The organism is Sinomonas sp. ASV486, assembly GCF_030908215.1.
GTDB lineage: Bacteria > Actinomycetota > Actinomycetes > Actinomycetales > Micrococcaceae > Sinomonas > Sinomonas puerhi.
Window position 1 is genome coordinate 135,073 of record NZ_JAVFJK010000012.1, and the last position, 24,589, is coordinate 159,661.

Sequence of the window (24,589 nt, forward strand, 5' to 3'; positions counted from 1 at the left end):
GCCATGGGCGTGCTGCCTGGCGCACAGGCCTCACGGTTGCCATGGGAGGATCGGGGGATGACCTTGACTCCCCGCACGATTGCCGGAACGAACGTGGGCCCCGTCGGCTTCGGCTGGATGAACCTCAACCAGGCCTACGGCCCGCTTCCGTCCCGCGAGGACGCCGCCAAGCTCCTGCTCCACGCCTTGGACGAGGGCGTCACCCATTTCGACACCGCCACCATCTACGGCGCCACGGCCAACGAGATACTCCTCGGGGAGACGCTCGCGTCCCGCCGCGGGGAGTTCTTCCTCGCCTCCAAAGGCGGCATGTCCTCAGCAGAGGGGCGCCGCGTGATCGACGGCCGGCCCGAAACCCTCCGTGCGCACGTCGACGCCTCGCTGCGCCGGCTGCGGACGGACCGGATTGACCTGTACTACCTGCACCGGTGGGACCGGACCGTCCCCATCGAGGAGTCGGTCGGAGCCCTCGGGGGGCTCGTCCGCGAAGGCAAGATCGGCGCCGTCGGCCTCTCCGAGATTGGTACCGACGTGCTGCGCCGCGGCCACGCCGAGTACCCCATCGCCGCGCTGCAGAGCGAGTACTCGCCATGGACCCGCAACCCGGAGCTCGGCACGCTCGAGGCCTGCCGTGAACTCGGCATCGCGTTCGTCGCGTTCAGCCCCGTGGGCCGGGGCGCCTTCGGCGGCGTGCTGCGGGATCCGTCCGGGCTGCCGGACTGGGACCTGCGCCGCTCGATGCCGCGGTTCGACGCCGAGCACTGGCCTGCGAACCTCGCGCTCCTCGACCTCTTCGGCGCCCTCGCGGACGACGCCGGGTGCTCGCCCGCGCAGCTCGCGATCGCCTGGGTCCTTTCCCGCGGCGAGCACGTGATCGCGCTGCCCGGCACGCGCAGCTCCGCCCACCTCAACGAGGACTTCGCGGCCGGTTCGCTCGAGCTTTCGGCGGACGTCCTCGCGCGTCGACGAGCTCGTCAACGAGGGAACGGTTGCCGGCGGGCGCTACTCGGCTGCCGCGCAGGCCGACGTGGACACCGAGGAGTTCCCGGTCTCCTAGCGCCGCATTGGAGAGTTGTCCACATAGGCCCAAGGGCCGATGCGGACGCACGACGGCGGTGCCTAGGCTGACGTTGTCGGCTCACCACGGGCCGCGCTCAACCGGGGGAACGCCATGAAGTTGCTGTCGGGGCTCGCCGCGGCTGTTATGTTCGCCGGTGCGGTTCTCGCCTCTGTGCTCGGAGGCTTGGCCCCGCCTGCCGCGCTCGCCGTGTCGCCGAGCGAGGTGGTGGTCGAGGACACGGCCGGCGCACTGTACCGACCGCAGCTTGATCCCGCGCTCGCCGGGATCTCGTTCTATGTGCCCACCAAGGTTGTCGTGTTCACGCGTGCAGGACAGGCCAGTGACAACCTCAACGAGGCCGTGCTGCAGTTCGCACGGGCGAACCACCCTGAGTGGATCAGTGCGGACGGGCAGAAGTGGGCCGACGGGCTGTTCATCTTCGCCCTCGACACCACCGGCCGGAAGGTCGGGACATACTTCGGCGAGGATCGCAAGGTGGGCCCGGGCCAGGAGAAGGCGATCCAGGACGATACGAAGGACCTGTTCCGGACGGCCCAGTGGACCGATGGGACGATCGCCGGGGTGAAGTCTGCCGCGTCCCGGATTGGGCGGCCGTGGTACCTCTCTCCGGCCGCCTTCATCACCGAAGGGGCTGTCGGGCTCGTGGTCCTCGGCGGCGTCGGCACCTGGATCGGGGTACGGGGCTGGCGGCGGAGGAAGTTCGCCCTGGCCCTGGAAGCGGGCGATCGCTCGTACTCGTCCGTGACGCTCAAGCTCGACGAGACCGAACTCAATGCCTCGACCATTCCGGAATCGTCTTCGTACGGCGGCCTAGTCCTCGAGCGCTGGCACAGCTTCAGGGCACAGCATCGGGAGGCGACCGAGCTGAGGGACCAGCTCACGGGCCTTCGGCCCAGGGAGCGCTCAACCTCGAAGTACGTCAAGGAGGCACGGCGCTATGAGGAGATCGCGGAGACCCTCGACGGCCTCGACGATGCGATCGCCGACACGAACTCGATCCTCACGATGGACTCGCGGTGGCGTGCGGCCTGGCGCAATCAGACGGCGGAGCTGACGGACCAGCTGGACGGGATCGACGGCATGCTCCGGGCGAAGCACACCGCCGGTTCGCCCGAGACCGCAGAGGCGGTCCGCGCTGAGGCCACCCGCGCACGTGCGGACCTCGAGCGGCTCGGTGCAGGCCTCGAGGACCGTTCCGTGATGCCGGAGGGCGCCCTCGACGGGCTCAAGCGCGTCCGAGAGCGCCTCGGCGAGGCCCTCGACCTCCACGCCGAGGCGGTGATCCGCGACCACGCGAAGACCGACAAAGAGCGGGATCTCATGCGCCAGAAGCTCGACGCGTCGAGGCAGACGTGGAGGACCACGCACCGCACCCAGGGCAGCATCCTCGACGTCGCGTACCCGCAGCTGCCCGTGATCAGCATTGTGAGCTTCAGCAGCGGGATCAACTCGGGCTACTCCGCCGTGGACTCGGCACGGTCATCCTCGACCACGGGCTACGGCGGCAGCGGAGGGAGCTTCTCGGGCTCGGGGAGCTCGTCCGGCTTCTGAGCAGCGGAGCGCGGATCCTGAGCCCGACCTCTGCCGCGGGTCCGGCACCGATCCGGTGCCGAATCGGAGCGCCCGGAGACCGAGCAGCCGAGCTCCCAGCGGGCCTACGCCCTCTGGAAGCGCAGGATCCGCTCGATCGCTGACTCGACTGCCACCTGCCCGGCCGCGAAGGAAAGCCGGACCGCACGCCCGCCGTGGACGGCGTCGAAGTCTGTGCCCGGAACGAGGGCCACGCCCTCCGCCTCGAGCAGTGCGCGGCAGTATTCCCGCGAGTCCCCAAACCGTTCGAGCTGGGCGCCGAGCTCGGCATACAGGTAGAACGCGCCGTCCGCAGGGGCGGCCGGGCCCCAGCCGAGGGCCGGAAGCGCGTCGAGCAGCGTCTGGCGCGTCTGGGCGTACCCGGCGACCCACGCGTCGGCCTGGGTGTACGAATCCGGGGTGAAGGCCTCCACTGCCGCGAGCTGCGACGGTGCCGGCGGGCACAGCGCCACGTTGCCGGCCAGCGCGTCCACCGCGCTCACCAGCTCCTTCGGCACCAGCATCCAGCCGAGCCGCCACCCCGTCATGCCCCAGTACTTCGAGAAGCTCGAGATCACGATCGCCTCCCGGTCCAGCTCCCACGCGCACACCCCGCGGGTGCTGTGCTCGTCGCCGGTGACGGAATCGACGGAATCGACGGGATCGACGGGATCCGCGGGATCCGCGGGATCCGCCGGATCCGCCGGATCCGCGCCGGCGTACGTGATGCCGTGGTAGATCTCGTCGCTCACGAGCCGCGCCCCGTTCGCCGCGCACCAGTCCGTCAGGGCCGCGAGCTCCGCGCGGCTGACCATGGTCCCGGTCGGGTTGGCGGGGGAGGCGAGGACGACGCCGGCGAGCGGCCCGCGTTCGGAGGCCGCGGCGTCGAGCATCGCGGGGGTGGGCTGGTAGCGGGTCTCGGGGCCGGCGTCGACCTCCACGACCTCGCACCCGAGCGCCGCGAGGATGTTCCGGTACGCGGGGTAGCCCGGACGGGCGAGCGCCACGCGGTCGCCGGCCTCGAAGGCCGCGAGGAACGAGAGCATGAACGCCCCGGAGGAGCCCGTGGTCACCGCGACCTGCCCGGGATCGACGTCGAGGCCGTACCAGCGGCGGTAGTGCCCCGCGATCGCAGCACGCAGTTCCGCGGTGCCGAGGGCGGGGGTGTACGTGAGGGGCCTGCCGGAGGCATGGATCTCGGCAGCCCGTGCCGAGACCGCACCCGGGGCCCCGGCCGAGGGCTCCCCCGCGCACAGGCTCACGACGTCGCGTCCCTCGGCCCGCAGCGCGTCGACGCGGGCCAGGATGTCCATGACCGCGAACGGCGGCACCTGGGAGCGGGACGAGGCGGCGAGGCGGCGGAGGCTCATGCGCACCAGCCTCTCACGCCGTTCGGCTCCGCTACCCCAGCGATGGTCGGCTGACCGTGGGTCCCGGCCGTCTGTACCCACGGTTGGCCGACAATTGCCGGATGGCAGAGAGCCAGCAGAGGCTCAGGCCAGGCTAAGGAACATCTTCTCGAGCTCGGCCACATCGCCGCCGCGCTCGGGGTTGGTGAGGCACTGCTGCAGGTTCGTGGCGATGATCGCGAAGCCAGCCTTGTCCACGGCGCTCGAGACCGCGGAGAGCTGGGTGATGATCGACTTGCAGTCCTGGCCCTCTTCGAGCATGCGGACTACGGCATTGAGCTGTCCCTGCGCACGCTTGAGCCGGTTGATGGCCGCCTTCATGGACTCGGGTTCCACGTTCATGGGTTCTTCCTTCTGTGGTTGGGTGCCCCGAGAGGCACGTTCCAGTGTACCCCTCTGGGTATTTTGACATACCCCTAGGGGTATTGGATACTCGAATCACGCACAGATTGACCGGACCCCTCCCAGGAGCCACGCATGATCGAGACCACCACCGCCCAGACGGCGGAAGCCGCCGACACCGTCCAGATCATCGACGTCCGTGAGGACTTCGAGGTCGCCGACGGCATGATCCCGGGCGCGCGCCACATCCCGATGGGCCAGATCCCCGGTCGTCTGGACGAGATCGACAAGTCGCGGCCGGTCCACGTCGTGTGCCGCTCCGGCAACCGCAGCGGACGCGTTGCCGAGGCCCTCGGGCAGCTCGGCTACGACGTCGTCAGCGTGGCTGGCGGCATGATGCAGTGGCAGGCCGAGGGCCGCCCGCTCGTGTTCCCGGCGTGACGGTGCTCGCCGCCGCACTCCCCGTCCTCGCCGCACTGGCGGTCGGGTCCGTGATCGGTCTCTTCGGCTCGGGAGGGGGCATCCTTGCCGTCCCGGCGTTCGTCCTCCTCGGTCTCGAGCCGCACGACGCCGTTGCCGCGTCGCTGCTCGTCGTCGCATCCGCCGCCGTGGTCGCCCTCATCGGCGGGGCGGCCCGGCACACGCGCTGGGGCATCGCGGCCACGTTCGCCGTCCTCGGTGCGCCGGCTGCGATGGCCGGTGCCGCCGTCGGCCGCGGAATCCCCGGACCGTACCTGCTCCTCGGCGTGGCTGCGCTCGCCGTGGCGGCAGCGGTCGCGTCGTACCGGCGCAAGCCCACGGCGGAGGGCGAGCTCACCTGCTCGACAGGGAGCGCCGCGGAGCGGCTGCGCTGCTGGGCGCCCAGCGCCCTCGCCGCCATCGCCGTCGGCTTCCTGACCGGTCTGCTCGGCGTGGGCGGCGGCTTCCTCCTGACGCCCGTGCTGCTGATTGCCCTGAGGATGCCGCTGCGGGCCGCCGCGGCGACGTCGTTGCCCGTCATTGCGGTCAACTCGATCGCGGGGCTCAGCCAGCACGGGGCGCAGCTCTTCCAGCCGGCTGGCACCGGTGTGCCCGTCGTGTTCCTGGCCGCGGCCGCGATTGTCGGTTCCCTGGTCGCAGCCCGTCTCGGCCGCAGGCTTCCGCCCAACATCCTCCAGCGGGCCTTCGTGGTCCTGCTGTCCGCGGTGGGCATGGGAACCGCGATCGTCGGCACCACCGGACTGCTGGCCATCTGAGCCGCTGCCCCCACCGCACAGCCCCGTCCTTACACTCCACACTCCACCCACCCGAAAGGTCCGCCATGGGATTCCTCAGCAAGCTCTTCGCCAAGCCGTACGCCACCGTCTCCGCGCAGCAGGCCCAGGACCTCGTCCGCGAGGGAGCCGTCCTCGCCGACGTCCGCACGCCGGCCGAGTGGCGCCTCGGCCACGCACGCCGCGCCCACCACATGCCTCTCGACGCGCTCCCGACACGGATCACCGGCCTGCGCAAGGACCGCCCCGTCGTCGCCATTTGTGCGTCCGGCATCCGCTCGGCCGCTGCGGCCCGTCAGCTCGCGGCTGCGGGCATCACGGCCTACTCGGTGCGCGGCGGCATGGGCGCATGGCGCGCGGCCGGCCTCGACTGAAAGCCATGGTTTTCCCAGCAGCCGTTGGGTAAACTCGGAACACCCCGCAGGGTATCGGGGCATGGTGGGCTCCCCCCTTCCCACCATGTCCCGATACTCGGCGGGGTTTCCTTGTCCCAGCATCGGTCCACGCGCGGCGGCGGCTCCGTCGGGTGCAGCCGCAGGGTAGCGTGGGCGCCATGCAGCAGGTTGCTCTTGTCACGGGCGCGTCGAGCGGGATCGGCGAGGCCACCGTCCGCTCCCTCCTGGGCGCGGGGTACACCGTCTACGCGGCGGCACGCAGGGTCGAGCGGATGGAGGGCCTCGCGCACGACGGCGCCCGCATCCTCGCGCTCGACGTCACCGATGACGCCTCGCTCACCGACGGCGTCCGCAAGGTCCTCGCGGAGGCCGGGCGCGTCGACGTCCTCGTGAACAACGCCGGGTACGGGTCGTTCGGCGCCCTCGAGGACGTCCCGATCGATGAGGCGCGCCGCCAGTTCGACGTCAACGTCTTCGGGCTTGCGCGCCTCACCCAGCTTCTCCTGCCGGGCATGCGCGAGCGACGCTCCGGGACCATCGTGAACGTCTCCTCGATCGGCGGGAAGTTCTACGAGCCGCTCGGATCCTGGTACCACGCGACGAAGTTCGCTGTGGAGGGGCTCTCCGACTCGCTGCGGATCGAGCTGCGGAAGTTCGGCATCAGGGTGGTCGTGATCCAGCCGGGCCCGATACTGTCCGAGTGGAGCGGGATCGCCCAGACCACGCTTCTGGCGGCCTCCGCAGGTGGCCCGTACGCGAACTCGGCACGCCGGGTGGCCGGCGTCCTCCAGACCGCAGACCGCCCGGGGGTGGGCTCGCCGCCCGCAGTCGTCGCGGACACGATCCTCCATGCCGTGCAGTCCCGGAGGCCGGCCCCACGATACCCGGTCGGCCGCGGCGCCAAGTTCCTCATGGCGCTCCGGCGAATCCTCCCCGATCGCGCGTTCGACCTCTTGGTGCGCGCCATCTACCGGCACTGACCGGTTCGGGACGTCGTTCAGCCGAGCCTGCGGGCGAGCGCCTCTGAGCGCTCGTGGGCCGCGCGCACACCATCGGCGATGATGGTGCCCAGGCCGCGCTCGTCGAAGACGTCGATCGCTCCCCCGGTCGTCGTGTCCGGGCCAACGAAGGGACCGAGGAGCACCGCGGGATCGGCACCCGGTTCGGCCAGCAGGCGGCCCGCGCCGACAAGCGTCTGGCGGGCGATGTCGGCCGCGAGGCCGCGATCGAGCCCCAGCCGGGTGCCGGCGTCGGCCATCGCCACAGCCAGATAGAACGCGTAGGCGGGACCGGATCCGCTCACGGCGCTCACCACGTCGATGTGCTCCTCCGGTACCTCGACGACCAGCCCCAGAGCCGCGAGCAGCCCCTTCACGTGGTCGACCTGCTCCCGGGAGGCGCCCGTGCCCCCGCAGACGGCGATCACACCGCTGCCGAGACGCGAAGGGCTGTTCGGCAGCACACGGACCACGGGCTGACCCGGCGGCAGCAGATGCTCGAGCTGGCCGATCGTCACCGCCGCCGCCACGCTCACGACCACGGCCGAGCGGGGCAGAGCCGGGGCGATCTCGGTCGCGAGCGCTGACACGTCGACGGGCCGGACCCCGATGATCACGAGCGACGCATCGCGCACGGCCCGCCGGTTCGCGTCAGAGGTGTCGTCCGCCGCGAGGACGGTGACCCCGTAGCGGCTTGCCAGCTCCTCGGCGCGCCCGCGTCGCCGGACGGTGGCGGTGGCGCCCTCCTTCGGGAGGCCTGCGGCGAGGAGTCCGGCCAGGATGGCCTCGTTCATCGATCCGCACCCGAGGAAGGCAAGGTGATCCATTGCAGCCAAGGTGTTCCTCACGATCATGCCTGCGCCCCGCATCCGGGAGCGGGGATGCGGGACGCAGGGACAGGGGATGGGTCAGCGTCCGTGGTGGTACGGGACGTGATGGGTGCGGGGCCTGGATCAGCCGGGCAGCTGGGAGGCGTTCGTGTACAGCGTGACCTTGTCGGCGGAGCCGTACGCGATGTCGCTGACGCCCCACTTCTTCAGGATCTTGGCGTAGGTTCCGTTGCTGACGATCTCCTTCATCGCTGCCTGCATCGCCGGGCCGAGGGTGCTGCCCTTCTTCAGGGCGATGCCCAGTTCGAGCGGCTGGTAGACGAACTTCTGGAGGGTGAGCGGGAGGCTCTGGGACTTGATCGCGTAGGCCATGGCGTCGGTCGTGGTGGCGGTGAGCTCGCTGCGGCCGTTGGAGACGGCGAGGAGCCGCGCGCCGTCGTCGGGATAGGTCTGCAGCGTGACGGCCGCCTTGCCGGCCTTGGCACAGTCGGCGCTGGCCTGGTTGACCTGGTCGATGAAGTAGGAGCCGGAGAGGACGCCGACCGAGTGGCCGCACAGGTCGGTGGCACTCTCCACGGTGATGCCGCTTCCGGTCTTCGAGGCGAAGGAGGTGCCGACGGCGAACTCCGACACGAAGTCGACCTGGGCGAGGCGGGGCTTGGTGACGCCGAAGTCGGCAGACGAGATGTCATACCGGCCGCTGCTGAGGCCCGGAATGAGCGAGTCGAACGTGCCGACAGAGACGTTGTTCACCTTCACGCCCATGACCTCGCTGAGCGCGAGGACGATGTCGGGCTGGATGCCGACGAGCTGACCGTTCTCCTCGAAGTCCTGGGGCGCGAAGTCGTTGTAGATGCCATTCTGGATGGCTTTGTCCTTGACGTCCGCCGGCACGAGCGCCGTCACTGAGTCGACTGGCTTGAGCCCCCACGTCGTGGTGACATTCGATGCGCCGGCGGCCGAGGCGTTGGCCGAGCTGTTGCTCCCGGCGTTGGACGTCGAGCCGGGATCGGAGCAGGCGGACAGTCCCAGGGCGGCGACGGCTGCGACTGCCGCGACGGTGAGGGAGGCGTGCAGGGAAGGGCGTCGGTACATGGAAGAACCTTTCGAGTGAGTCTGGTCGGTCGTGCGGAGTCGGTCGGACATCGTCGTCGTGGCCGGGGAGGTGCGTGCGGGGCGGGTAGGAGCGGGCGGGTAGGAGCGGCGGGTGGGTCAGAGGACCTTGGAGAGGAATTCCCTCGTACGGGGCATCTGGGGGTTGAGCAGGACGTCGTGCGGGTGTCCGCGTTCGACGACGACCCCGCCGTCCATGAAGAGCACCGAGTCGGCGACCTCCCGGGCAAAACCCATCTCGTGGGTGACCACGACCATCGTCAGGCCCTCGCGGGCGAGGTCCTTCATCACGTCGAGGACTTCACCGACCAGCTCGGGGTCGAGCGCGGAGGTGGGCTCGTCGAACAGCATGACGCGGGGCTTCATCGCGAGGGCACGGGCGATCGCAACGCGCTGCTGCTGGCCTCCTGAGAGCTGGCGGGGGTAGTGGTGGGCCTTCTCGGCAAGGCCGACCTTCTCGAGGAGGGCCATGGCGGTGGCCTTGGCCTCCTTCGAATCCTGCTTGAGCACCCCCACCGGGGACTCGATGATGTTCTGCAGGACGGTCATGTGCGGGAACAGATTGAAGGACTGGAAGACCATGCCCATCTTGGTCCGCTGGCGTGCGAGGAACTTCTCCGGCAGGGTGACGTACTTGTGTCCGTGCTGTCGGTAGCCCACGAGCTCGCCGTCCAGTTCGACCCGGCCGCCGTCGATCTCCTCGAGGTGGTTCATGCTGCGCAGCAGCGTGCTCTTCCCCGAGCCCGAAGGCCCGATAATGCACATCACCTCGCCTCGCTCGACGGTCAGGTCGACGCCCTTGAGGACTTCCAGGGGGCCGAAGCGCTTCTTGAGTCCGGTGACCCGGAGGACGACCTCGCGCGCGCCGGTCTGCCTGGCGGCCGGGGTGGTGGATGAGGCGGTCATCAGGCCCTCCTGGTTGCAGTGGCTGACTTGGTCTGGGCGGGAACGATTCCTGCGATCGTGCGCTTGAGCTTCTCCCACGGGGTGGGCGGCAGCGCGCGGCGGCCGCCCTTGGCGTAGTGGCGCTCGATGTAGTACTGGATGATGCTCAGGACGCTCGTGACGATCAGGTACCAGATGCTCGCGACGATGAGCAGCGGGATGGTCTGGAAGGTGCGGTTGTAGACGAGCTGTGCCGAGTACAGCAGTTCCGGCATCGAGGTCACGCTCACGAGCGAGGTGGACTTGAGCATGCCGATGACCTGGTTGCCCGTCGGCGGCACGATCACGCGCATCGCCTGGGGGAGGATGACGCGGCGCAGCGCGCGTGATGTGCGCATGCCGAGCGCGACCGAGGCCTCGAGCTGGCCCTGGTCCACCGAGAGGATGCCGCCCCGGACGATCTCGGACATGTAGGCGCCTTCGTTGAGTGCGAGCCCGAGGAGGGCGGCCATGAAGGGGGTCACGATCTGGTTGGCGTTGCCCGCCCAGATCGTCGGACCGATGAAGGGAATGCCCACATCGATCGTCGGGAAGAGTGCCGCAAGGTTGTACCAGAAGATCAGCTGGACCAGGAGTGGCGTTCCCCGGAAGAACCACGTGTAGAACCATGCGACCGTCGAGAGGATCCGGATCGGCGAGAGCCGCATGACGGCGGTGAGCATGCCGAGCAAGATGCCGAAGAGCATCGACAGGACTGTCAGCTCGAGGGTCCGCAGGAGACCGAACACGATGCTCTGGCTGAAGAACCAGCTCGCTACAACGTCCCACTGCAGGTTCGGATTGGTGAACAGCATCTGGACGATGCCGCCCGCGAACAAGAGGACCAGCGCAGAGAGGATCCACCAGCCCCAGTGGGCGCGATGCGCCACCCGGATGTCGTCGGACGCCTCGGTGGCCGGCCGCGCGTCGTTGACCGTGCTCATCGGTCTCCACCGGCCCCTCGGCTGGGCCGGGAGCGGCCTGTGGCGACGGGCTTCGCGTGCACGGATCCAAGCCCGAGTCCGGGCGTGTTCGCGTGACTGGGATTCCAACCGGGGGACGGGCCGACGGTGCAGCCCCGTGCGCTAACAACGTTCTTCATGGGAGTTGCCCTTCTGGGGAATCGGAGCTCCCCACGGAGGTCGGGTATGCGGTGCACTGCCGCCTGCCGGGTGGGAGAACATCAGTGCCTCTCCAGAGGACTCCGGGTCGGCGGTGTGACCTTCCTCATAGTGGGCTACTTTGGATCAAAGATCAAGAGAATCTGGAGAAGTGGTCCAAAGAGGCTCTGGGTCTTGCCTTTGGCCGGAACCCAGTTTGTATATTTGATCCATGTCCATAGCCATAGCCAAGAGGGTCGAGCCTGTGCTCCTGACTGATCAGGTGTACGAAACGATCCATCAGGCGATTCTCAGCGGCGAGCTGCCCGGGGGCTCCCGGCTGACCGTGCGCGAGCTGGCGGACCAGGTCGGGACGAGTGCGATGCCGGTGAGGGAAGCCATCCGCCGGCTGGAGGTGTCCGGCATGGTCGCGCGCGAGCCGCACAAGGGCGCGGTCGTGAAGACCCTCACTCTCGAAGAGCTGCTCCATGTCTACGACATGCGGCGGCTTCTCGAGGTCGAGGCCGCACGCTTGGGCGCACCGCACGTCACGGCCCAGGACGGCGACCGGATGCAGGCGGAGTATGACTTGATGCTCACGGCGATCAGGGAGCATGAGGTCATCGCCCTCCTCGACCACGACGAGGCACTGCTCGAGATCCTCTACGGAAGAGCCGGCAACCCGCTCCTCATCCGGATGATCCGCAACCTCTGGCAGCAATGCCGCGCGTACAAGATCGTGGGCGCCGACGGAACCCTGTCCGCGGCGGGGGACGATTCTCTGTGGCGCTATCAGGAGGACCTGATAGTGGCCGCCCGACATCGGGACCCCGTCGCCGCGGCAGCGGTCAATGACGCCTCACTCGCCAACGCGACGGACCGCATCAGGAAGCTCCTCGCTGCCCAGACCAGTGCCGTTTGAGCGGCCTCCTGCCGCGCAATCCGAGCGACGATCCGGGCGAATCTCCGCGATCATCTGGTCTGGCTTATACACGTCGGATGATCACTTTTGATCAAATTCTATGTAAGATCTTTGATCATATTTACGCTGATCGATGACAGTGAGAGCGGACCTTGACCCATCGCCGTCGTGCGTGCCTAGCATGCAGAAGGGCCCCGGTGGCCGGGAACCGTACGGAAGGGGCGCGCAAATGTCTGGACTCGAGGAGCTCGACGGCGAGTATGCCGAGGTCGAGGGACGCGGCGCCGTGACGTTCATCCGGTCCTATCCGGTCCCGGCCGCGGACTTGTGGACGGCCGTGAGCACCGAGGACGGTCTCGCCGGCTGGTTTCCCTCGCGCGTGCAGATCGCGCATGACGCCGGCACGGTCACCTTCAGCGGCGACCCGAACGACGCGGCGGGCGGCAGCACGGACCAGATCGTCGACTGGGACCCGCCCCGGCGCTGGGCCTTCGCCTGGGGCGGCGACCTCATGGAATTCCTTGTCGAGGGCTCGGACGACGAGTGCGAGCTCACGCTCCGGGACTGGCTTGCAGACAGCACCGCGGCCGCGCGCAATGCCGCCGGGTGGCACGTGTGCCTGCGGGAACTCGCGAAGAAGCTCGAGCGACTGGCCTCAACCGCCCCGCACTCGGGGCCGGGGACCGCCGATCGGCCGGACGACTGGGGTCAGCTCTATGCCGGCTATGTCGCCGCTGGCCTCCCGAGCGGCGCACCGATCCCGGGCCGCGACGCTTGAGCGCCGGAGCCCGTGGGGTCAGTTGTCCTCTGGCGGCGGGGTAGGGTCCGGCGTCTTCTTGCCTTTGGCCTTGGGCCTCGTGGGCTCGGGGGTGGGCGTCGGATCCAGGGTCGCGGTCGGGGCGGACTGGGCCGAGGCAAGGGCCTGCAGGTCCTTGCGCACGCTCGCGATGGCTCCGAGGACCTGCGACGACCGGTCGCTGCTCATCGTGCCGTTCGAGGACGCGTTCCGCGCCTCGCGCTCGAGCGCGTCGAGCTTCGCCAGCGCGTCCGCGTACCGTCCGGTCGCGGCCTCGGTGCGCAGCTCCTGCGCCGCACTGGCGAGCTTCGAGGCAACCCCGGCGTCGAGGGCCGGTGCGGGGGAACAGCCGCTCAGGAGGGTGGCCGCGAGTCCTGCGGCCACGGCGCCGAGCCAGAGGGTGCGTGCCGTCATGGCCTGAGACTCCGTTCGAGCTGGTCGAGATGCGTCCCGAGCTGCCCGGAGACAGCGGGGGAGGCGGGAAGGGGCGGCAGGTTCGCGGGCTGTGCGGGAAGCACGGCCCGGAGCACGAGCGGCACGATCACGAGGAGCGCGGCCAGGATCCCGACCGTGACGGCGGCCCAGAAGAGTCCGCGTCGTGGCCTGCGGGCCGCACGGGCGCCGGATCCGCCACGGGGCCGGGCGGACGACGGCGCGTGGCCCGGTACCGCGGGCGGGTCCTGGGGGAGTTCGGGGACGAGGGGGGCAGCGCGCCACGCACGGGTCTGCTGGCCATCCTGTTCCGCGCCCAGCCGGCTCATTGGGGCCGTGTGCAGAGCCGCGGCCGCCGAGGGCATCACGCGCGTGCCTGCGCCCTCGACGACGGCGGGCGCGAGCGCCTGGGTGAGCCCGCCATCCGCAGGGTCCGGGGACTCGATGGCGCGAGTCGGCGCCCCGCCGTCGGCCGGGGCCTCCCCGCGGAGCACCCGGACAATCTCGGTGGCGTCGGGCCGGTCGGCGGCGTCGCGCGCCGTCATACGCGGGAGGAGCGAGGCCCACGGGCCGCCGAGGTGAGTGGGGATGCGGGGATCGCGGAGGAGCCGCGCGACGGCTGCCTCGACCGCCCCGCCCGTGAACTCCATGGAGCCCGTGAGGGATTCGAGGAGCACGAGCCCGAGCGAGTAGATGTCCGACGCCGGTCCGACCTTCTCGCCGCGCGCCTGCTCTGGGCTGAGATAGTTGGCCGTGCCGATCGTCGTGTTCGTGAGGGTGAGCCTCGAGGCGTCGGTGAGGCGGGCGATCCCGAAGTCGGTGAGTTTGACAGGCCTGCGGCGGTGGTTCGGGTCGGCGTGGGGGACGAGGATGTTCGCGGGCTTGATGTCGCGGTGCACGATCCCGAGCGCGTGCACGTACGCGAGGGCGCCGGCGAGGTCGAGCGCCAGGAGGCGCGCGTCGTCGGACGTGAGGGCGCCTGAGGCAAGGCGCTGGCGCAGGTCCGTGCCGTCGACGAACTCCATGACGAGGTAGGCGACCTGAGTGGTCCCGTCGTCCTGGGTGTCGGTGCCAGCGTCGTAGAGGCGCACGAGGCTCGGGTGGTTGAGGCGCGCGAGCACCTGCATCTCGCCACGGCGACGTTCTTCGTGGCGGGGGTCCGGCGCGTGGGTACGGAAGGTCTTGACGGCCACGTCGCGCCCCAGAACCTCATCATGGGCCCGGTGCACCGTGGCCATGGCGCCGCTGCCGGCGACCTCGAGGAGCCGATACCTGCCGCCGACGAAGGTAGGGTCGAGCCCGATATCACTCTCGGCCACGTGTTGCCCTTCCTCGCCCGTCGTCACACCCGATCTAGCCTAGTGGACGCACCGGGGTGCTCGCTCCGTATTGCGGCATGGGAAGGGCCCCGCCGCGCACGTTCCGCGCGGTGGGGCCCAGCTCCCCGGCCAGAAGGAAATAGTCCTCTGGCAGAATATAACTACAAATGCATATTAACCGTGGATGACCTGGGGTTGGCCGAGGTGCTTGAGGCCTTCGGTGCCGAATTCGAGGCCGTAGCCGGACTGCTTGGCACCGCCGAAGGGGGCCATGGGGTTCACCGCGCCGTGGTTGTTGATCCAGACGCTGCCGGCTTCGAGGCGCGCGGCGACGGCGTGGGCCTGGTCGGGGTCGGTGCCCCACACGGAGGCGCCGAGGCCGACTTCCAGGGCGTTGGCCATGACGACGGCGTGGTCCACGTTTGTGTACTTGATGATGGGCAGGGCGGGGCCGAACTGCTCCTGGGCCACGAGGGGGTTGTCGTTGTCGATGTCCGCGACGAGGGTGGTGGGGTAGAAGTAGCCGGGCTGGTTCTCGTCTGGGTTTCCGCCGAGGAGGACGCGGGCGCCGGCGTCCTTCGCGTCCTGGACGAGGCCGGCGACAATCTCGTACTGGGACCTGTTCTGCAGCGGGCCCAGGACGTTCTGCTCGTCCAGGCCCACGCCCATCGGCACGTTCGCGGCGTACTCGGTAAGGGCGGCGCAGACGTCCTCGTAGATGTCCTCGTGCACGTAGAGGCGTTTGAGGGCGGCGCAGGTCTGGCCGGTATTGATGAACGCGCCCCAGAAGAGGCCCTCGGCGATGGCCTTCGGGTCGGCGTCGGGCAGGACGATGCCGGCGTCGTTGCCGCCGAGCTCGAGGGTCAGGCGCTTCACGGTGTCCGCGGAGGAGCGGATGATCGACTTGCCCGTGGCGGTGGAGCCGGTGAACATGACCTTGCTGATCGCGGGGTGCTCGGCCAGGGCCGCGCCCACGTCCCGGCGGCCGGGGACCACGTGCAGGACGCCCTCGGGCAGTTCCTGGTTGATGACCTTGACGAGGGCAAGGACGGACAGCGGGGTCATGCCGGAGGGCTTGACCACGGCGGTGTTGCCCATGCGCAGGGCCGGGGCGATCTGCCAGACGGTGATCATCATGGGCCAGTTCCACGGCCCGATCGCACCCACGACCCCGATCGGGCGGTAGTGCAGCACCGCCTTGGTCCCGTCGGCGTCGACCACGGTCTCGGGCTCGAGGACGGTCGCGGCCGTCGCGCGCAGCCAGGCCGCGCACGCGCCGACCTCGAAGCGGGCGTTGGGGCCGTTGAGCGGCTTGCCCTGCTCGCGGGAGAGGATCCGGGCCAGCTCTTCGGCGTTTGCCTCGACCGCGTCCGCGGCCCGCAGCAGCGACGCCGAGCGCGCCGCGTGCCCCAGCGCCGCCCAGCCCGGCTGGGCGGCCCTCGCGGCCGTGATGGCCGCCTCGAGGTCCGCCACGCTCTGCAGCGGCGCGAAGCCCACCCGCTCCCCGGTGGCCGGGTCCAGCATCTCCTGCCGCGGCGTGCCCTCGGGCGCCTCGACCGATCCCAGCAGGGTATCTGCGTGCTCGAGCGTTTCCATGAAGTCCTCCTCATCGAGTCCGGTGTTCGTTCAAGCATCCGGCGAGGCGCCACCGCCGTGCTTGACCACGCGCGCCCGGTGCTTGTCCGAGGGTGCACGGTTCGCGAGCGCCCGACCGGCCCGACCGGCCTCGGGACCGCGGCCCGACCCGCTCGTCTCCCCGTTGGTCTCCCCGCTCGCGGGGATGCCGCTGGCGTACGCTTCTGTCCGTGTCCGAGTTCCGCCACCTGAGTGTCCCGATCGCCCTGTCGCCCCGCGCCGTCTTTGCCTTCGCGGGCCATCCCGCCAACCTCCCGCGCTGGGCCGCGGGCCTTGCGGCGGGCGTCCGTGCGGAGAACGGCCGCTGGATCGCGGACTCCCCGATGGGTGCGGTCGAGGTGAGGTTCGTGGGCGACACTGCCGCCGGGATCCTCGACCACGAGGTCATGCTGCCCGATGGGAGCGTGGTCCTGAACCAGTTCCGCATCCTCGCCGACGGCGCGCACAGCCTCGCGGTCTTCCACCTCCGCCGTGCGGAGGGCGTGACCGATGAGGCCTTCGAGGCCGACGCCGCGGCCGTCCAGGCCGACCTGGACACCCTCAAGGACGTCCTCGAGGCCGGAGCCTCCGAGGCCGGAACCGCTGAGACTGGAACCTCGGAGACCGGAACCTCCGAGAGCGAAACCCCTGAGGCGCGCACCCCCGAGGCGGGCACCGCGTGACCGAGACCAGACAGCAGACCCAGCCGGCCGGCGTCGTGCGTCGGGGCGTGCACCGCGCGTGGCTCGTCGCCGCCGTGACGCTTCTCGCGCTCGTGGCCGCGGCCGCCTTCCGTTCGACGACCGGCGCGCTCTTTGAGCCCCTCGAGGCCGAGTTCGGCTGGACGAGGGCCGAGACCTCGGGCGCGGTGACGGCGAACCTCGTGATATACGGCCTCGTGGCGCCGTTTGCCGCAGTACTCATGGAGCGGTTCACGCTGCGCAAGGTCGTGGCGACGGCGCTCGTCCTCGTCGCGGCCGGGAGTGGTCTGACCACTCTCATGACCGCCGCGTGGCAGCTGTGGGCGCTGTGGGGTGTGTTCATCGGCGTGGGAACGGGGATGCTCGCGCTCGTCTTCGGCGCCGTCGTTGCCAACCGCTGGTTCGCGGCCCGGCGCGGGCTCGTGATGGGCTTCTTCTCGGCCGCGAACGCGTGCGGACAGCTGGTCTTCCTGCCCGCCGTGGTGCAGCTGGCCGCGCACGAGGGCTGGCGCACCGCCGCGCTGCTTGTCGCCGTGTTCGCGCTCGCGATCGTGCCGCTGCTCGCTTGGCCGTTCGCCAACTCGCCCGCGGAGGTGGGGGTTGCGCCGTACGGTGCGTCGCCCGCCGTCGCGCCCGCACCTGCGCACGACGCCGCCAGCTCGCCGGAGCTGGAGAGCTCGCCGATGGGTGCGGGGACGGCGCTGCGAGAGGGGAAGCGCGGAGAGGCGCGACATGAGGACGCGGAGCAGCGCGGAGAAACACCGCACGAGGTCGTGCAGCGCGAGAAGGCGGTGCAGCGTGAGGAGGCGCCCGCCGTCGTGCGCCGGAACGCGGCGGTGGAGGCTCTCTCGGTGCTGCGCGAGTCGCTGCGGTCGAGGGCCTTCTGGATCCTGCTGTTCACGTTCTGGGTGTGCGGCTGGAGCACGAACGGGCTCATGCAGACCCATTTCATCCCCGCCGCGCACGATCACGGCATGCCCGCCACCACAGCGTCAGGGCTGCTTGCGCTCATCGGCGTGTTCGACGTGATTGGCACTGTCGCCTCCGGCTGGCTCACGGACCGTGTGCGGCCGTGGATACTGCTCGTCGCGTACTACGCGCTGCGCGGGGCCTCGCTGCTCACCGTCAACGCGCTGCTCGCGCCGGACGTCGAGCCGCCGCTGTGGATCTTCATCGTCTTCTACGGGCTCGACTGGGTTGCGACCGTGCCGCCCACCGTGGCGCTGTGCCGCGAGCACTTCGGCGCGGCCAAGAGCTCAGTAGTGTTCGGGTGGGTGTTCGCCTCGCACATGGTCGGCGCCGGGGTGGGCGCGTTCCTGGCCGGGTGGGGACGCGAAGTGAGCGGGACCTACATGACCGCGTGGCTCTCCGCTTCCCTGCTGTGCTTCGCCGCGGCCGCGAGCCTGTTCTTCCTGCCGCGCCGGCGGGCTGTCTGAGCGCGGAGTCCTGTCCTTCCGGCCGGTGATCGGCGGGTGGCCGGGACGGCGTCATCTTTCGCGCGCCGTGCGGACCCGGGTTGACCTCCTCTCATTCCGGTTGACAGGCTTGAAGCGTGAGTCTCACTCCATCATGTCTGTCGCTGGCACAGCGGCTCGTCGAGTCCGGCGTCCCCGAGGGGCTGGCCGCAGTTCTCGCGCACGCCAGCACCGCCGCTCCGGGGGAGCGCAGCGGGGAGGCGGCAGCCTGCGTGCTCGATGAGCAGGGCGCGCTGCGGGTGACGACATGGCTCGAAGCCCAGCTGGCCGGGGGTATGGACTCCCGCGAGGCCCTGGTCACGATTCTCGGTGCCGCGGCGCTGCTGTTCGGCGCCGAGGAGGCGGGGCGCCTCGTGCTCAGCCACATGCCGTCGGCCATCCAGGCCCTCGAGGAGATGGTGCTCGAGTCGGAGGACGCCGCCGCAGACGACCCGATGCTCGCCTCTGCGGCGAAGGCCGAGGCTCTCATGCTGAAGGCGGCGCTCGCGCGCGCGGCCGCCGAAGACCCCCGGTACGACCACGGGCTGTACATGGACGAGTCCGTGGTGCTGCCGGGGTTCCTGCTCGCTGCGCGGCGCGGGTCCGAGGCCGTCGAACTGAACGGGGCCCTCGTGAGCACGCCGGGCGGGCTCGTGTTCGTCCTCTCCGACGGCATGCTCTCCGCGGAGACGGCCAGCCTGCTCCCCGAGGGGGCACTCGAACGAGGGTCCGTGGCCTTCGGGCTCGACGAGATCGCCGAGGCCGTGTTCCTCGTCCCGGAGTCTTTCGGAGGGGCCGACGCGCCGACGGGCGTGGACTTCGGCCGGACGCCCGACGGCGAGGTGCACGCGTACATCGACGTGCGAGGGCATGGGCTGCTGAGCATCTGCCTCGCCTACTCGCATTGGCCCGCGGCACGGCAGGAAGTCCTCCGGCGGCGGTTCGAGACGCTGGTCGAGCGCGTGGGGAGCGCCCTGCACGCGTGACGCACGCCTCCGCGCCAGGCCGCGGGTGGCCCTTCTGGAAGTCAGCTCCGGGGGGTCAGGTTCTGCGGGTGACCCGTCTGTGCGGTAGGTGACCGCACATCCTGGGGGTCAGGTGCTGCTGCGCAGCTCCGCGAGGCGGCGCAGGTGTGCCGCTACCTGGTGCTCGCCGCCGCCCTCGTGGTTGTTGAACGGCCACTCCGTGATGTCCTTCGCCGGCCGCGCCCTCTCGGGCGAGTCCTCGCCGTAGTTGTTGAACGCTGCATAGACGGTCGACGGCGGGCAGACCTCGTCCCGCAGCGCGACCGAGAAGGAGGCGGGCGCCGTCGCCCATCTCGCGAGCAGTGAGACGTCGAAGTAGTCCAGCGTGCGCAGCGCGGTGGCGGCCATCTCCCGGTGCCGCACGAGGAAGCGTTCGATCTCGGGGTACGGACCCGCCGTGGCGACATCGAGCGCGCGGCGGAAGTCGGAGAGGAAATTGACGTCCGGCAGACATGCGATGACGCCGCCGATCCCGGCGCGCGCGGCGAGTGAGGCCGCGGCGATCGCTAGGCCGCCACCCTGTGAGACGCCATGGACCACAATGCGGGCGGAGTCGACGGCGTCGAGGGCCTGCGCAGCTTCGATGGCGCGCACCGCGTCGGTGTAGAGGCGGCGGTAGTAGTAGTCCTCGGGGTCCTGGATCCCGCGCGTCATGAGCCCGGGGTACGCGATGCCGCCGGCACTGGGATGCGGATCGGGCGTGTCGCCGGAGATCCCGCCGTAGCCTTGCCCGCGGGTGTCCATGATGAGCATGGCCCAGCCGGCCTGCGCCCACACGGTGTCCTGATGCGGGAGCCCGCGGCCGCCCGAGTAGCCGGCGTACTGCACGACGGCGGGCAGCGGCTGTGCCTGCACGTCGCCCCGCGGGCCGGCCGGCACGTGGAGCCAGCCCCTGATCCTGGCGCCTCCGAAGCCGGTGAAGGTGACGTCGAAGGTGTCGATCAGGGCGAGCCCCGTCTCGACCGGTTCGAGCACGACGTCGAGCGGCGGTTTGCGCGCGTCGGCGAGCGTTGCGTCCCAGAAGTCCCCGAGGTCCGCGGGCGCCGTGGCGGAACCGCGATAGGAGCGGAGCGTTTCGAGGGGGAAGTCGAGGGCGGGCATGGCCGTGCGGTTCCTCCGGACGTCGGGGACGGATGTGACCGAGCTTACTGGAGGGAGGTGGGATGTGCTGTGTCCCCCGCGGGGGCGCGACTGCCCGTCACTCATCGGACTCGAAGAATGGACGGGTCGTTGCCATGGCGGCCGCCAAGGCCGTCTGAACCGGCAGAGCCCGGTGTTCCTCGGAGAGGATCTCGACACCCCACGGGCCCTTGAACCCGATGTCCTGCATGGTCCGGATGAAGCCCGCAACGTCCTGGTCCCCCTGTCCGAGGTAGCAGCGATGGTCCCGGGTGTCCTCGAACAGCGTGCCCTGGATCTCGTTGTGGGCATCGTTGAGCTCGACGCCGAAGATCTGGTCCGCCGTGAGGGAACTGCGGAGTTCTGCCAGACTCGTTCCCTTGCGGTACACGTGCCAGAAGTCCACGATCAGGCCGCACGCCGGGTGATCCACGCGGCGCATCAGATCGGCGCCGCGGGGGATCGTGTCGACGAGCGTGAAGGCCACGGGTTCGAGGGCGACTCTCGTTCCCCGTTTCTCGGCCTCCCCGGCGAGCGTCCTGAGGGGCTCCACCATGAACCCGAGGTCGGCCGGGGGAGTGCCGAAGTCGCTGCCGATCTTCACAAACGGTGCGTGCAGTGCCTCGGCGGCGTGGAGGAGAAGGTCCCAGTCCGTGCCCCAGACTTCGCGGGGCTCCCACCATCGCGCGAGGAGCTCGACCTCGACGTGCGTCAGCCCGTGGGAGCGGACGAGGCGGTTCAGCGCCGCGAAGCCCATCGACGACTGCGCGGCTTTGAGGTCGTCCAGAACGAGACCGAACCCGGACCATCCAGTGGCCGCAAGCGCCTCGATCCGTTCGGGGAGGGGGACTGGACTCGTCTCTGGGCTGCGAAGTGGGGCGGCATCGCCGGCGCTTGTCCAGCAGGTTGCGACGAACCGCTCGGTAGTGGATGGCATGGGGATCCTCTCGGGGCCTGAGGCCTGTGGTGTGAGTCACTCGGGGGTTGTTGATGAGTGTGGCACAGAAATAGTGGACCGGTCCATTGACATCCGAAACTTTCGCGGCCTATGGTTGGACCGGTCCATAAAGAGACCCGCATCACATTCCCGCCGATCCGGTGAGGCCGGAGCCCCCGAGATCCTTCCCGGGATGTGAAGCGCACGAACATCAAAGGAGAGCTCGTGAAGAAGACGTGGCACCGCGGCCTGGCCGCCCTTGCCCTGATCCCAGTCCTCGCCGTGACGGCCTGCTCGGGCGGCGGCAAGCAGGCCGACGCGACCGCAGGTTCAGGAGGCGGCCAGGCCGTCTCGACTCCCAGGATGAAGGTTGCCCTCATCACGCACGCCGAGGCGGGCGACACGTTCTGGGACATCGTGCGCAAGGGTGCCGAGGAGGCGGCGGCGAAGGACAACGTCGAGATTCTCTACACGAATGACTCGGACGCCGGGCGACAGTCCCAGCTGGTGCAGCAGGCGATCGACCAGAAGGTGGATGGCATCGCGGTCACCATCGCCAACCCGGGCGCCATGAAGGATGTGCTGAAGAAGGTTGCCGACGCGGGCATCCCGCTCGTGAGCTTCAACGCCGGCGGCGACGTCTCCGCGCAGATGGGCGCGTTCACGCACTTCGGCTCGAACGAGAAGCTCGCCGGTGAGGCGGTGGGCACCAAGCTCGCCTCGGACGGCTACAAGCACCCCATCTGCGTGATCATGTCGCAGGGGCAGGTGCAGCTCGAGGCCCGGTGCGCGGGCGTGAAGGAGAAGGTCCCGGGCACGGAGATCCTCTACGTCAACGGAGCCGATATGACCTCGGTGCAGTCCACGGCGACGGCGAAGCTGCAGGCCACGAAGGACGCCGATGTGATCGTCGGCCTCGGCGCCCCGTACACGGTCACCCTCCTCAAGGCGGTGGCGGATGCGAATAGCTCGGTCAAGGTGGCGAGCTTCGACCTCAACCCTGCCCTGGCCCAGGCGATCAGCGACGGCAAGGTGCTCTTCACGGTGGACCAGCAGCCGTGGCTGCAGGGCTACCTGTCGGTTGACGCGCTCTGGCAGAACAAGCGCGGCGGGTTCAAGGTCGGTGGTGGCCAGCCGGTGCTGACCGGGCCGGCGATCGTGGACAAGTCCAACATCTCCGACGTCCTCAAGTTCGTCCAGCAGGGCGTCCGCTAGTTCCAAGGATCGGGGCCGTGCGGCGGGAACGCCGCGCGGCCCGACTGAGAAGGAGTTCTTTCCATGGCAACTGCAACACTTCCCTCGACGCCGGGGCCGGCGCCCGCGCCGGCTGCCAAAGACGAGCGGGTCGGGCGTCGTGGCCCGTTCCAGAAGCTCCTGGGCCGTCCGGAGGTCGGGGCGCTGGCGGCCGCGGTCGTGCTGTTCATCTTCTTCGCGGCGGTCTCGGGGACGTTCCTGCAGCCCAACGCGCTCGCGACGGTCCTGTACGGGTCCTCCACGATCGGGATCATGGCGGTGGGGGTCTCGCTGCTGATGATCGGGGGCGAGTTCGACCTGTCCTCGGGTGTCGCGGTGATCTCCTCGGCCCTGACCGCGTCCCTGTTCTCCTGGAACTTCGGGATGAACGTGTGGGTCGGGGTCCTGCTGGCCCTGGTGGTCTCCCTGGGGATCGGGTTCGTGAACGGGTGGATCCTGGTCAAGACGAAGCTGCCCTCCTTCATCGTGACCCTGGCCACGTTCCTGATGCTCACGGGCCTGAACCTGGCCCTGACCCGCCTGATCGGCGGGGCGGTGTCCTCGCCCTCGATCGCCCAGATGGACGGGTTCGGCGCGGCCAAGGCGGTCTTCGCGTCCTCGGTGAACATCGGCGGGGTCGAGTTCAAGATCACGATCCTGTACTGGATCGTGCTGGTGGTGGTCGCGTCCTGGGTGCTGCTGCGCACGAAGGTCGGGAACTGGATCTTCGCCGCGGGCGGGGACGCGAACGCCGCCCGGGCGGTCGGGGTCCCGGTCACCGCGACCAAGATCGGCCTGTTCATGGGGGTGGGGCTGTGCGGGTGGCTGCTGGGCATGCACAACCTGTTCGCGTTCGACGCGGTCCAGTCCGGGGAGGGCGTGGGCAACGAGTTCCTCTACATCATCGCCGCGGTCATCGGCGGGTGCCTGCTCACCGGCGGGTACGGCTCGGCCGTGGGCGGGGCGATCGGCGCGTTCATCTTCGGCATGGCCAACAAGGGCATCGTGTACGCGCAGTGGAACCCGGACTGGTTCAAGTTCTTCCTGGGCCTGATGCTCCTGCTGGCCACGATCGTGAACCTCATCGTCAAGAAGCGCGCAGAGCGCGCCTGAGAGAACGAAGCACAGGAGATGGCCACCATGGCAGAGCACATCAGCAACCAGGAGATCCTGGCCAAGGCGGGGGAGACCGACCCCCTCACCGACCGGCCCGTGCACCTGCTGCGCCTGGACGGCGTGGGCAAGCACTACGGCAACGTCATCGCCCTGCGGGAGGTGACCATGGCCGTGGACAACGGCCGCGTCACCTGCGTCCTGGGCGACAACGGGGCCGGGAAGTCGACCCTGATCAAGATCATCGCCGGCCTGCACCAGCACGACGCCGGCACCTTCACCATCATGGGCGAGGAACGCAGGCTCTCCTCCCCGAGGGAGGCCCTGGACGCGGGCATCGCCGCGGTCTACCAGGACCTCGCGGTGGTCTCCCTCATGCCGATCTGGCGCAACTTCTTCCTCGGCTCCGAGCTGACCACCGGGTTCGGCCCGTTCAAGCGCATGGACGTGAACCGGATGAAGGAGACCACCAGGACCGAGCTGGCGGCCATGGGCATCGACCTGCGCGACGTCGAGCAGCCCATCGGCCAGCTCTCCGGCGGCGAGCGGCAGTGCGTGGCCATCGCCCGGGCCGTGTACTTCGGGGCCAAGGTCCTGATCCTGGACGAGCCCACCGCCGCCCTGGGCGTGAAGCAGTCCGGCGTGGTCCTGCGCTACATCCTCCAGGCCCGCGACCGCGGCCTCGGCGTCATCTTCATCACCCACAACCCCCACCACGCCTTCCCCGTCGGGGACCGCTTCCTGCTCCTGAAGCGCGGCCGCTCCATCGGCTACTACGACAAGAAGGACATCACCCTGGAAGAACTCACCGCCCAGATGGCCGGCGGCGCCGAACTCGCCGAACTCGCCCACGAACTCGAACAGCTCGGCGGCCACACCCAAGCCCTCCAAGAAGCCAAAGCCGAAGCCG

Annotated in this window: 25 protein-coding genes; 14 read left to right on the top strand and 11 right to left on the bottom strand. The window is 69.7% G+C overall.

Annotation, left to right across the window (positions count from 1 at the left end; all coding sequences use genetic code 11):
- Positions 1 to 57: 57 nt before the first annotated feature.
- The gene (locus tag RBS60_RS16685) at positions 58 to 1,128 is read left to right on the top strand and encodes an aldo/keto reductase (RefSeq protein ID WP_307958057.1); all 1,071 of its coding nucleotides are present in this window, start codon (positions 58 to 60) and stop codon (positions 1,126 to 1,128) included.
- A gap of 43 nt (positions 1,129 to 1,171) precedes the next feature.
- On the top strand, positions 1,172 to 2,632 hold the full coding sequence (locus tag RBS60_RS16690; protein ID WP_307958058.1) for a DUF5129 domain-containing protein: 1,461 nt from the start codon (positions 1,172 to 1,174) through the stop codon (positions 2,630 to 2,632).
- Positions 2,633 to 2,736: 104 nt separating this feature from the next.
- Here the strand turns inward: RBS60_RS16690 and RBS60_RS16695 are convergent, their stop codons facing one another.
- On the bottom strand, positions 2,737 to 4,020 hold the full coding sequence (locus RBS60_RS16695; RefSeq protein ID WP_307958059.1) for an aminotransferase class I/II-fold pyridoxal phosphate-dependent enzyme: 1,284 nt from the start codon (positions 4,018 to 4,020) through the stop codon (positions 2,737 to 2,739).
- A 123-nt stretch (positions 4,021 to 4,143) separates the two neighbouring features.
- Entirely contained in the window at positions 4,144 to 4,401 is a 258-nt protein-coding gene (locus tag RBS60_RS16700; RefSeq protein ID WP_307958060.1) for a metal-sensitive transcriptional regulator, read from the bottom strand.
- Between the two features lie 135 nt (positions 4,402 to 4,536).
- On the opposite strand from RBS60_RS16700, the gene RBS60_RS16705 reads away from it, so the two are divergent.
- From RBS60_RS16705 to RBS60_RS16720, 4 genes are all read left to right on the top strand, one after another.
- On the top strand, positions 4,537 to 4,842 hold the full coding sequence (locus tag RBS60_RS16705; RefSeq protein WP_307958061.1) for a rhodanese-like domain-containing protein: 306 nt from the start codon (positions 4,537 to 4,539) through the stop codon (positions 4,840 to 4,842).
- Entirely contained in the window at positions 4,839 to 5,636 is a 798-nt protein-coding gene (locus RBS60_RS16710; protein ID WP_307958062.1) for a sulfite exporter TauE/SafE family protein, read from the top strand. Before RBS60_RS16705 ends, RBS60_RS16710 begins: the two co-directional genes overlap by 4 nt.
- 65 nt (positions 5,637 to 5,701) lie before the next feature.
- The gene (locus RBS60_RS16715; RefSeq protein ID WP_307958063.1) at positions 5,702 to 6,028 is read left to right on the top strand and encodes a rhodanese-like domain-containing protein; all 327 of its coding nucleotides are present in this window, start codon (positions 5,702 to 5,704) and stop codon (positions 6,026 to 6,028) included.
- A 179-nt stretch (positions 6,029 to 6,207) separates the two neighbouring features.
- Positions 6,208 to 7,029 carry an oxidoreductase gene (locus RBS60_RS16720; RefSeq protein WP_307958064.1) on the top strand — a complete coding sequence of 274 codons (822 nt, stop codon included), beginning with the start codon at positions 6,208 to 6,210 and terminating at the stop codon, positions 7,027 to 7,029.
- 17 nt (positions 7,030 to 7,046) lie between these two features.
- Here the strand turns inward: RBS60_RS16720 and proC are convergent, their stop codons facing one another.
- The 4 genes from proC to RBS60_RS16740 all read right to left on the bottom strand — a co-directional run bounded on the left by proC (position 7,047) and on the right by RBS60_RS16740 (position 10,858).
- Positions 7,047 to 7,874, bottom strand: a complete 828-nt coding sequence (gene proC / locus RBS60_RS16725) for a pyrroline-5-carboxylate reductase (protein ID WP_307958065.1) — start codon at positions 7,872 to 7,874, stop codon at positions 7,047 to 7,049.
- 126 nt (positions 7,875 to 8,000) lie between these two features.
- Positions 8,001 to 8,972 (bottom strand): ABC transporter substrate-binding protein, encoded by a 972-nt coding sequence (locus RBS60_RS16730; protein WP_307958066.1) that lies wholly within the window; start codon positions 8,970 to 8,972, stop codon positions 8,001 to 8,003.
- 117 nt (positions 8,973 to 9,089) lie between these two features.
- On the bottom strand, positions 9,090 to 9,896 hold the full coding sequence (locus RBS60_RS16735; RefSeq protein WP_307958067.1) for an amino acid ABC transporter ATP-binding protein: 807 nt from the start codon (positions 9,894 to 9,896) through the stop codon (positions 9,090 to 9,092).
- On the bottom strand, positions 9,896 to 10,858 hold the full coding sequence (locus RBS60_RS16740; protein WP_307958068.1) for an amino acid ABC transporter permease: 963 nt from the start codon (positions 10,856 to 10,858) through the stop codon (positions 9,896 to 9,898). Before RBS60_RS16740 ends, RBS60_RS16735 begins: the two co-directional genes overlap by 1 nt.
- A 388-nt stretch (positions 10,859 to 11,246) precedes the next feature.
- Between RBS60_RS16740 and RBS60_RS16745 the strand changes: the two genes are divergently transcribed.
- Positions 11,247 to 11,936: a GntR family transcriptional regulator gene (locus RBS60_RS16745; RefSeq protein ID WP_307958069.1), complete on the top strand. Its 690-nt coding sequence runs from the start codon at positions 11,247 to 11,249 to the stop codon at positions 11,934 to 11,936.
- 229 nt (positions 11,937 to 12,165) lie between these two features.
- Positions 12,166 to 12,714 carry an SRPBCC domain-containing protein gene (locus RBS60_RS16750; RefSeq protein ID WP_307958070.1) on the top strand — a complete coding sequence of 183 codons (549 nt, stop codon included), beginning with the start codon at positions 12,166 to 12,168 and terminating at the stop codon, positions 12,712 to 12,714.
- Positions 12,715 to 12,732: 18 nt separating this feature from the next.
- Here the strand turns inward: RBS60_RS16750 and RBS60_RS16755 are convergent, their stop codons facing one another.
- The 3 genes from RBS60_RS16755 to RBS60_RS16765 all read right to left on the bottom strand — a co-directional run bounded on the left by RBS60_RS16755 (position 12,733) and on the right by RBS60_RS16765 (position 16,079).
- The gene (locus RBS60_RS16755; protein ID WP_307958071.1) at positions 12,733 to 13,146 is read right to left on the bottom strand and encodes a hypothetical protein; all 414 of its coding nucleotides are present in this window, start codon (positions 13,144 to 13,146) and stop codon (positions 12,733 to 12,735) included.
- Positions 13,143 to 14,483 (bottom strand): protein kinase domain-containing protein, encoded by a 1,341-nt coding sequence (locus tag RBS60_RS16760; protein WP_307958072.1) that lies wholly within the window; start codon positions 14,481 to 14,483, stop codon positions 13,143 to 13,145. Before RBS60_RS16760 ends, RBS60_RS16755 begins: the two co-directional genes overlap by 4 nt.
- 174 nt (positions 14,484 to 14,657) lie before the next feature.
- The gene (locus RBS60_RS16765) at positions 14,658 to 16,079 is read right to left on the bottom strand and encodes an aldehyde dehydrogenase family protein (protein ID WP_374049282.1); all 1,422 of its coding nucleotides are present in this window, start codon (positions 16,077 to 16,079) and stop codon (positions 14,658 to 14,660) included.
- Between the two features lie 209 nt (positions 16,080 to 16,288).
- Between RBS60_RS16765 and RBS60_RS16770 the strand changes: the two genes are divergently transcribed.
- From RBS60_RS16770 to RBS60_RS16780, 3 genes are all read left to right on the top strand, one after another.
- Complete coding sequence (locus RBS60_RS16770; RefSeq protein WP_307958073.1) at positions 16,289 to 16,780, top strand: SRPBCC family protein; 492 nt, start codon at positions 16,289 to 16,291, stop codon at positions 16,778 to 16,780.
- Entirely contained in the window at positions 16,777 to 18,234 is a 1,458-nt protein-coding gene (locus RBS60_RS16775; protein ID WP_307958074.1) for an MFS transporter, read from the top strand. The genes RBS60_RS16770 and RBS60_RS16775 overlap by 4 nt, the downstream gene beginning before the upstream one ends.
- 116 nt (positions 18,235 to 18,350) lie before the next feature.
- Positions 18,351 to 19,238, top strand: coding sequence for a hypothetical protein (locus RBS60_RS16780; protein WP_307958075.1), 888 nt, complete (start codon positions 18,351 to 18,353; stop codon positions 19,236 to 19,238).
- Between the two features lie 108 nt (positions 19,239 to 19,346).
- Here the strand turns inward: RBS60_RS16780 and RBS60_RS16785 are convergent, their stop codons facing one another.
- Together RBS60_RS16785 and RBS60_RS16790 are read right to left on the bottom strand one after the other, a co-directional pair.
- Positions 19,347 to 20,378, bottom strand: a complete 1,032-nt coding sequence (locus tag RBS60_RS16785; protein ID WP_307958076.1) for an acetylxylan esterase — start codon at positions 20,376 to 20,378, stop codon at positions 19,347 to 19,349.
- A 97-nt stretch (positions 20,379 to 20,475) separates the two neighbouring features.
- A complete protein-coding gene (locus RBS60_RS16790) occupies positions 20,476 to 21,333 on the bottom strand; it encodes a sugar phosphate isomerase/epimerase family protein (RefSeq protein WP_307958077.1) in 858 nt (285 codons plus the stop codon).
- 225 nt (positions 21,334 to 21,558) lie between these two features.
- Here RBS60_RS16790 and RBS60_RS16795 point away from each other — a divergent pair, with 225 nt between their 5' ends.
- The 3 genes from RBS60_RS16795 to RBS60_RS16805 all read left to right on the top strand — a co-directional run.
- Positions 21,559 to 22,548, top strand: a complete 990-nt coding sequence (locus RBS60_RS16795) for a substrate-binding domain-containing protein (RefSeq protein WP_307958078.1) — start codon at positions 21,559 to 21,561, stop codon at positions 22,546 to 22,548.
- 63 nt (positions 22,549 to 22,611) lie between these two features.
- On the top strand, positions 22,612 to 23,679 hold the full coding sequence (locus RBS60_RS16800; protein WP_307958079.1) for an ABC transporter permease: 1,068 nt from the start codon (positions 22,612 to 22,614) through the stop codon (positions 23,677 to 23,679).
- A 27-nt stretch (positions 23,680 to 23,706) separates the two neighbouring features.
- Positions 23,707 to 24,589 (top strand): ATP-binding cassette domain-containing protein (locus tag RBS60_RS16805; protein ID WP_307958706.1); only part of this gene is annotated, 883 nt, incomplete at its 3' end.

What these genes read in the sequence shown, in the direction of transcription:
- RBS60_RS16685 (WP_307958057.1), top strand. Translation starts at nt 58, where the DNA reads ATGACCTTGACTCCCCGCACGATTGCCGGAACGAACGTGGGCCCCGTC.
- RBS60_RS16690 (WP_307958058.1), top strand. Translation starts at nt 1,172, where the DNA reads ATGAAGTTGCTGTCGGGGCTCGCCGCGGCTGTTATGTTCGCCGGTGCG.
- RBS60_RS16695 (WP_307958059.1), bottom strand. Translation starts at nt 4,020, where the DNA reads ATGAGCCTCCGCCGCCTCGCCGCCTCGTCCCGCTCCCAGGTGCCGCCG.
- RBS60_RS16700 (WP_307958060.1), bottom strand. Translation starts at nt 4,401, where the DNA reads ATGAACGTGGAACCCGAGTCCATGAAGGCGGCCATCAACCGGCTCAAG.
- RBS60_RS16705 (WP_307958061.1), top strand. Translation starts at nt 4,537, where the DNA reads ATGATCGAGACCACCACCGCCCAGACGGCGGAAGCCGCCGACACCGTC.
- RBS60_RS16715 (WP_307958063.1), top strand. Translation starts at nt 5,702, where the DNA reads ATGGGATTCCTCAGCAAGCTCTTCGCCAAGCCGTACGCCACCGTCTCC.
- RBS60_RS16720 (WP_307958064.1), top strand. Translation starts at nt 6,208, where the DNA reads ATGCAGCAGGTTGCTCTTGTCACGGGCGCGTCGAGCGGGATCGGCGAG.
- proC (WP_307958065.1), bottom strand. Translation starts at nt 7,874, where the DNA reads ATGGATCACCTTGCCTTCCTCGGGTGCGGATCGATGAACGAGGCCATC.
- RBS60_RS16730 (WP_307958066.1), bottom strand. Translation starts at nt 8,972, where the DNA reads ATGTACCGACGCCCTTCCCTGCACGCCTCCCTCACCGTCGCGGCAGTC.
- RBS60_RS16735 (WP_307958067.1), bottom strand. Translation starts at nt 9,896, where the DNA reads ATGACCGCCTCATCCACCACCCCGGCCGCCAGGCAGACCGGCGCGCGC.
- RBS60_RS16740 (WP_307958068.1), bottom strand. Translation starts at nt 10,858, where the DNA reads ATGAGCACGGTCAACGACGCGCGGCCGGCCACCGAGGCGTCCGACGAC.
- RBS60_RS16745 (WP_307958069.1), top strand. Translation starts at nt 11,247, where the DNA reads ATGTCCATAGCCATAGCCAAGAGGGTCGAGCCTGTGCTCCTGACTGAT.
- RBS60_RS16750 (WP_307958070.1), top strand. Translation starts at nt 12,166, where the DNA reads ATGTCTGGACTCGAGGAGCTCGACGGCGAGTATGCCGAGGTCGAGGGA.
- RBS60_RS16755 (WP_307958071.1), bottom strand. Translation starts at nt 13,146, where the DNA reads ATGACGGCACGCACCCTCTGGCTCGGCGCCGTGGCCGCAGGACTCGCG.
- RBS60_RS16765 (WP_374049282.1), bottom strand. Translation starts at nt 16,079, where the DNA reads ATGGAAACGCTCGAGCACGCAGATACCCTGCTGGGATCGGTCGAGGCG.
- RBS60_RS16785 (WP_307958076.1), bottom strand. Translation starts at nt 20,378, where the DNA reads ATGCCCGCCCTCGACTTCCCCCTCGAAACGCTCCGCTCCTATCGCGGT.
- RBS60_RS16790 (WP_307958077.1), bottom strand. Translation starts at nt 21,333, where the DNA reads ATGCCATCCACTACCGAGCGGTTCGTCGCAACCTGCTGGACAAGCGCC.
- RBS60_RS16800 (WP_307958079.1), top strand. Translation starts at nt 22,612, where the DNA reads ATGGCAACTGCAACACTTCCCTCGACGCCGGGGCCGGCGCCCGCGCCG.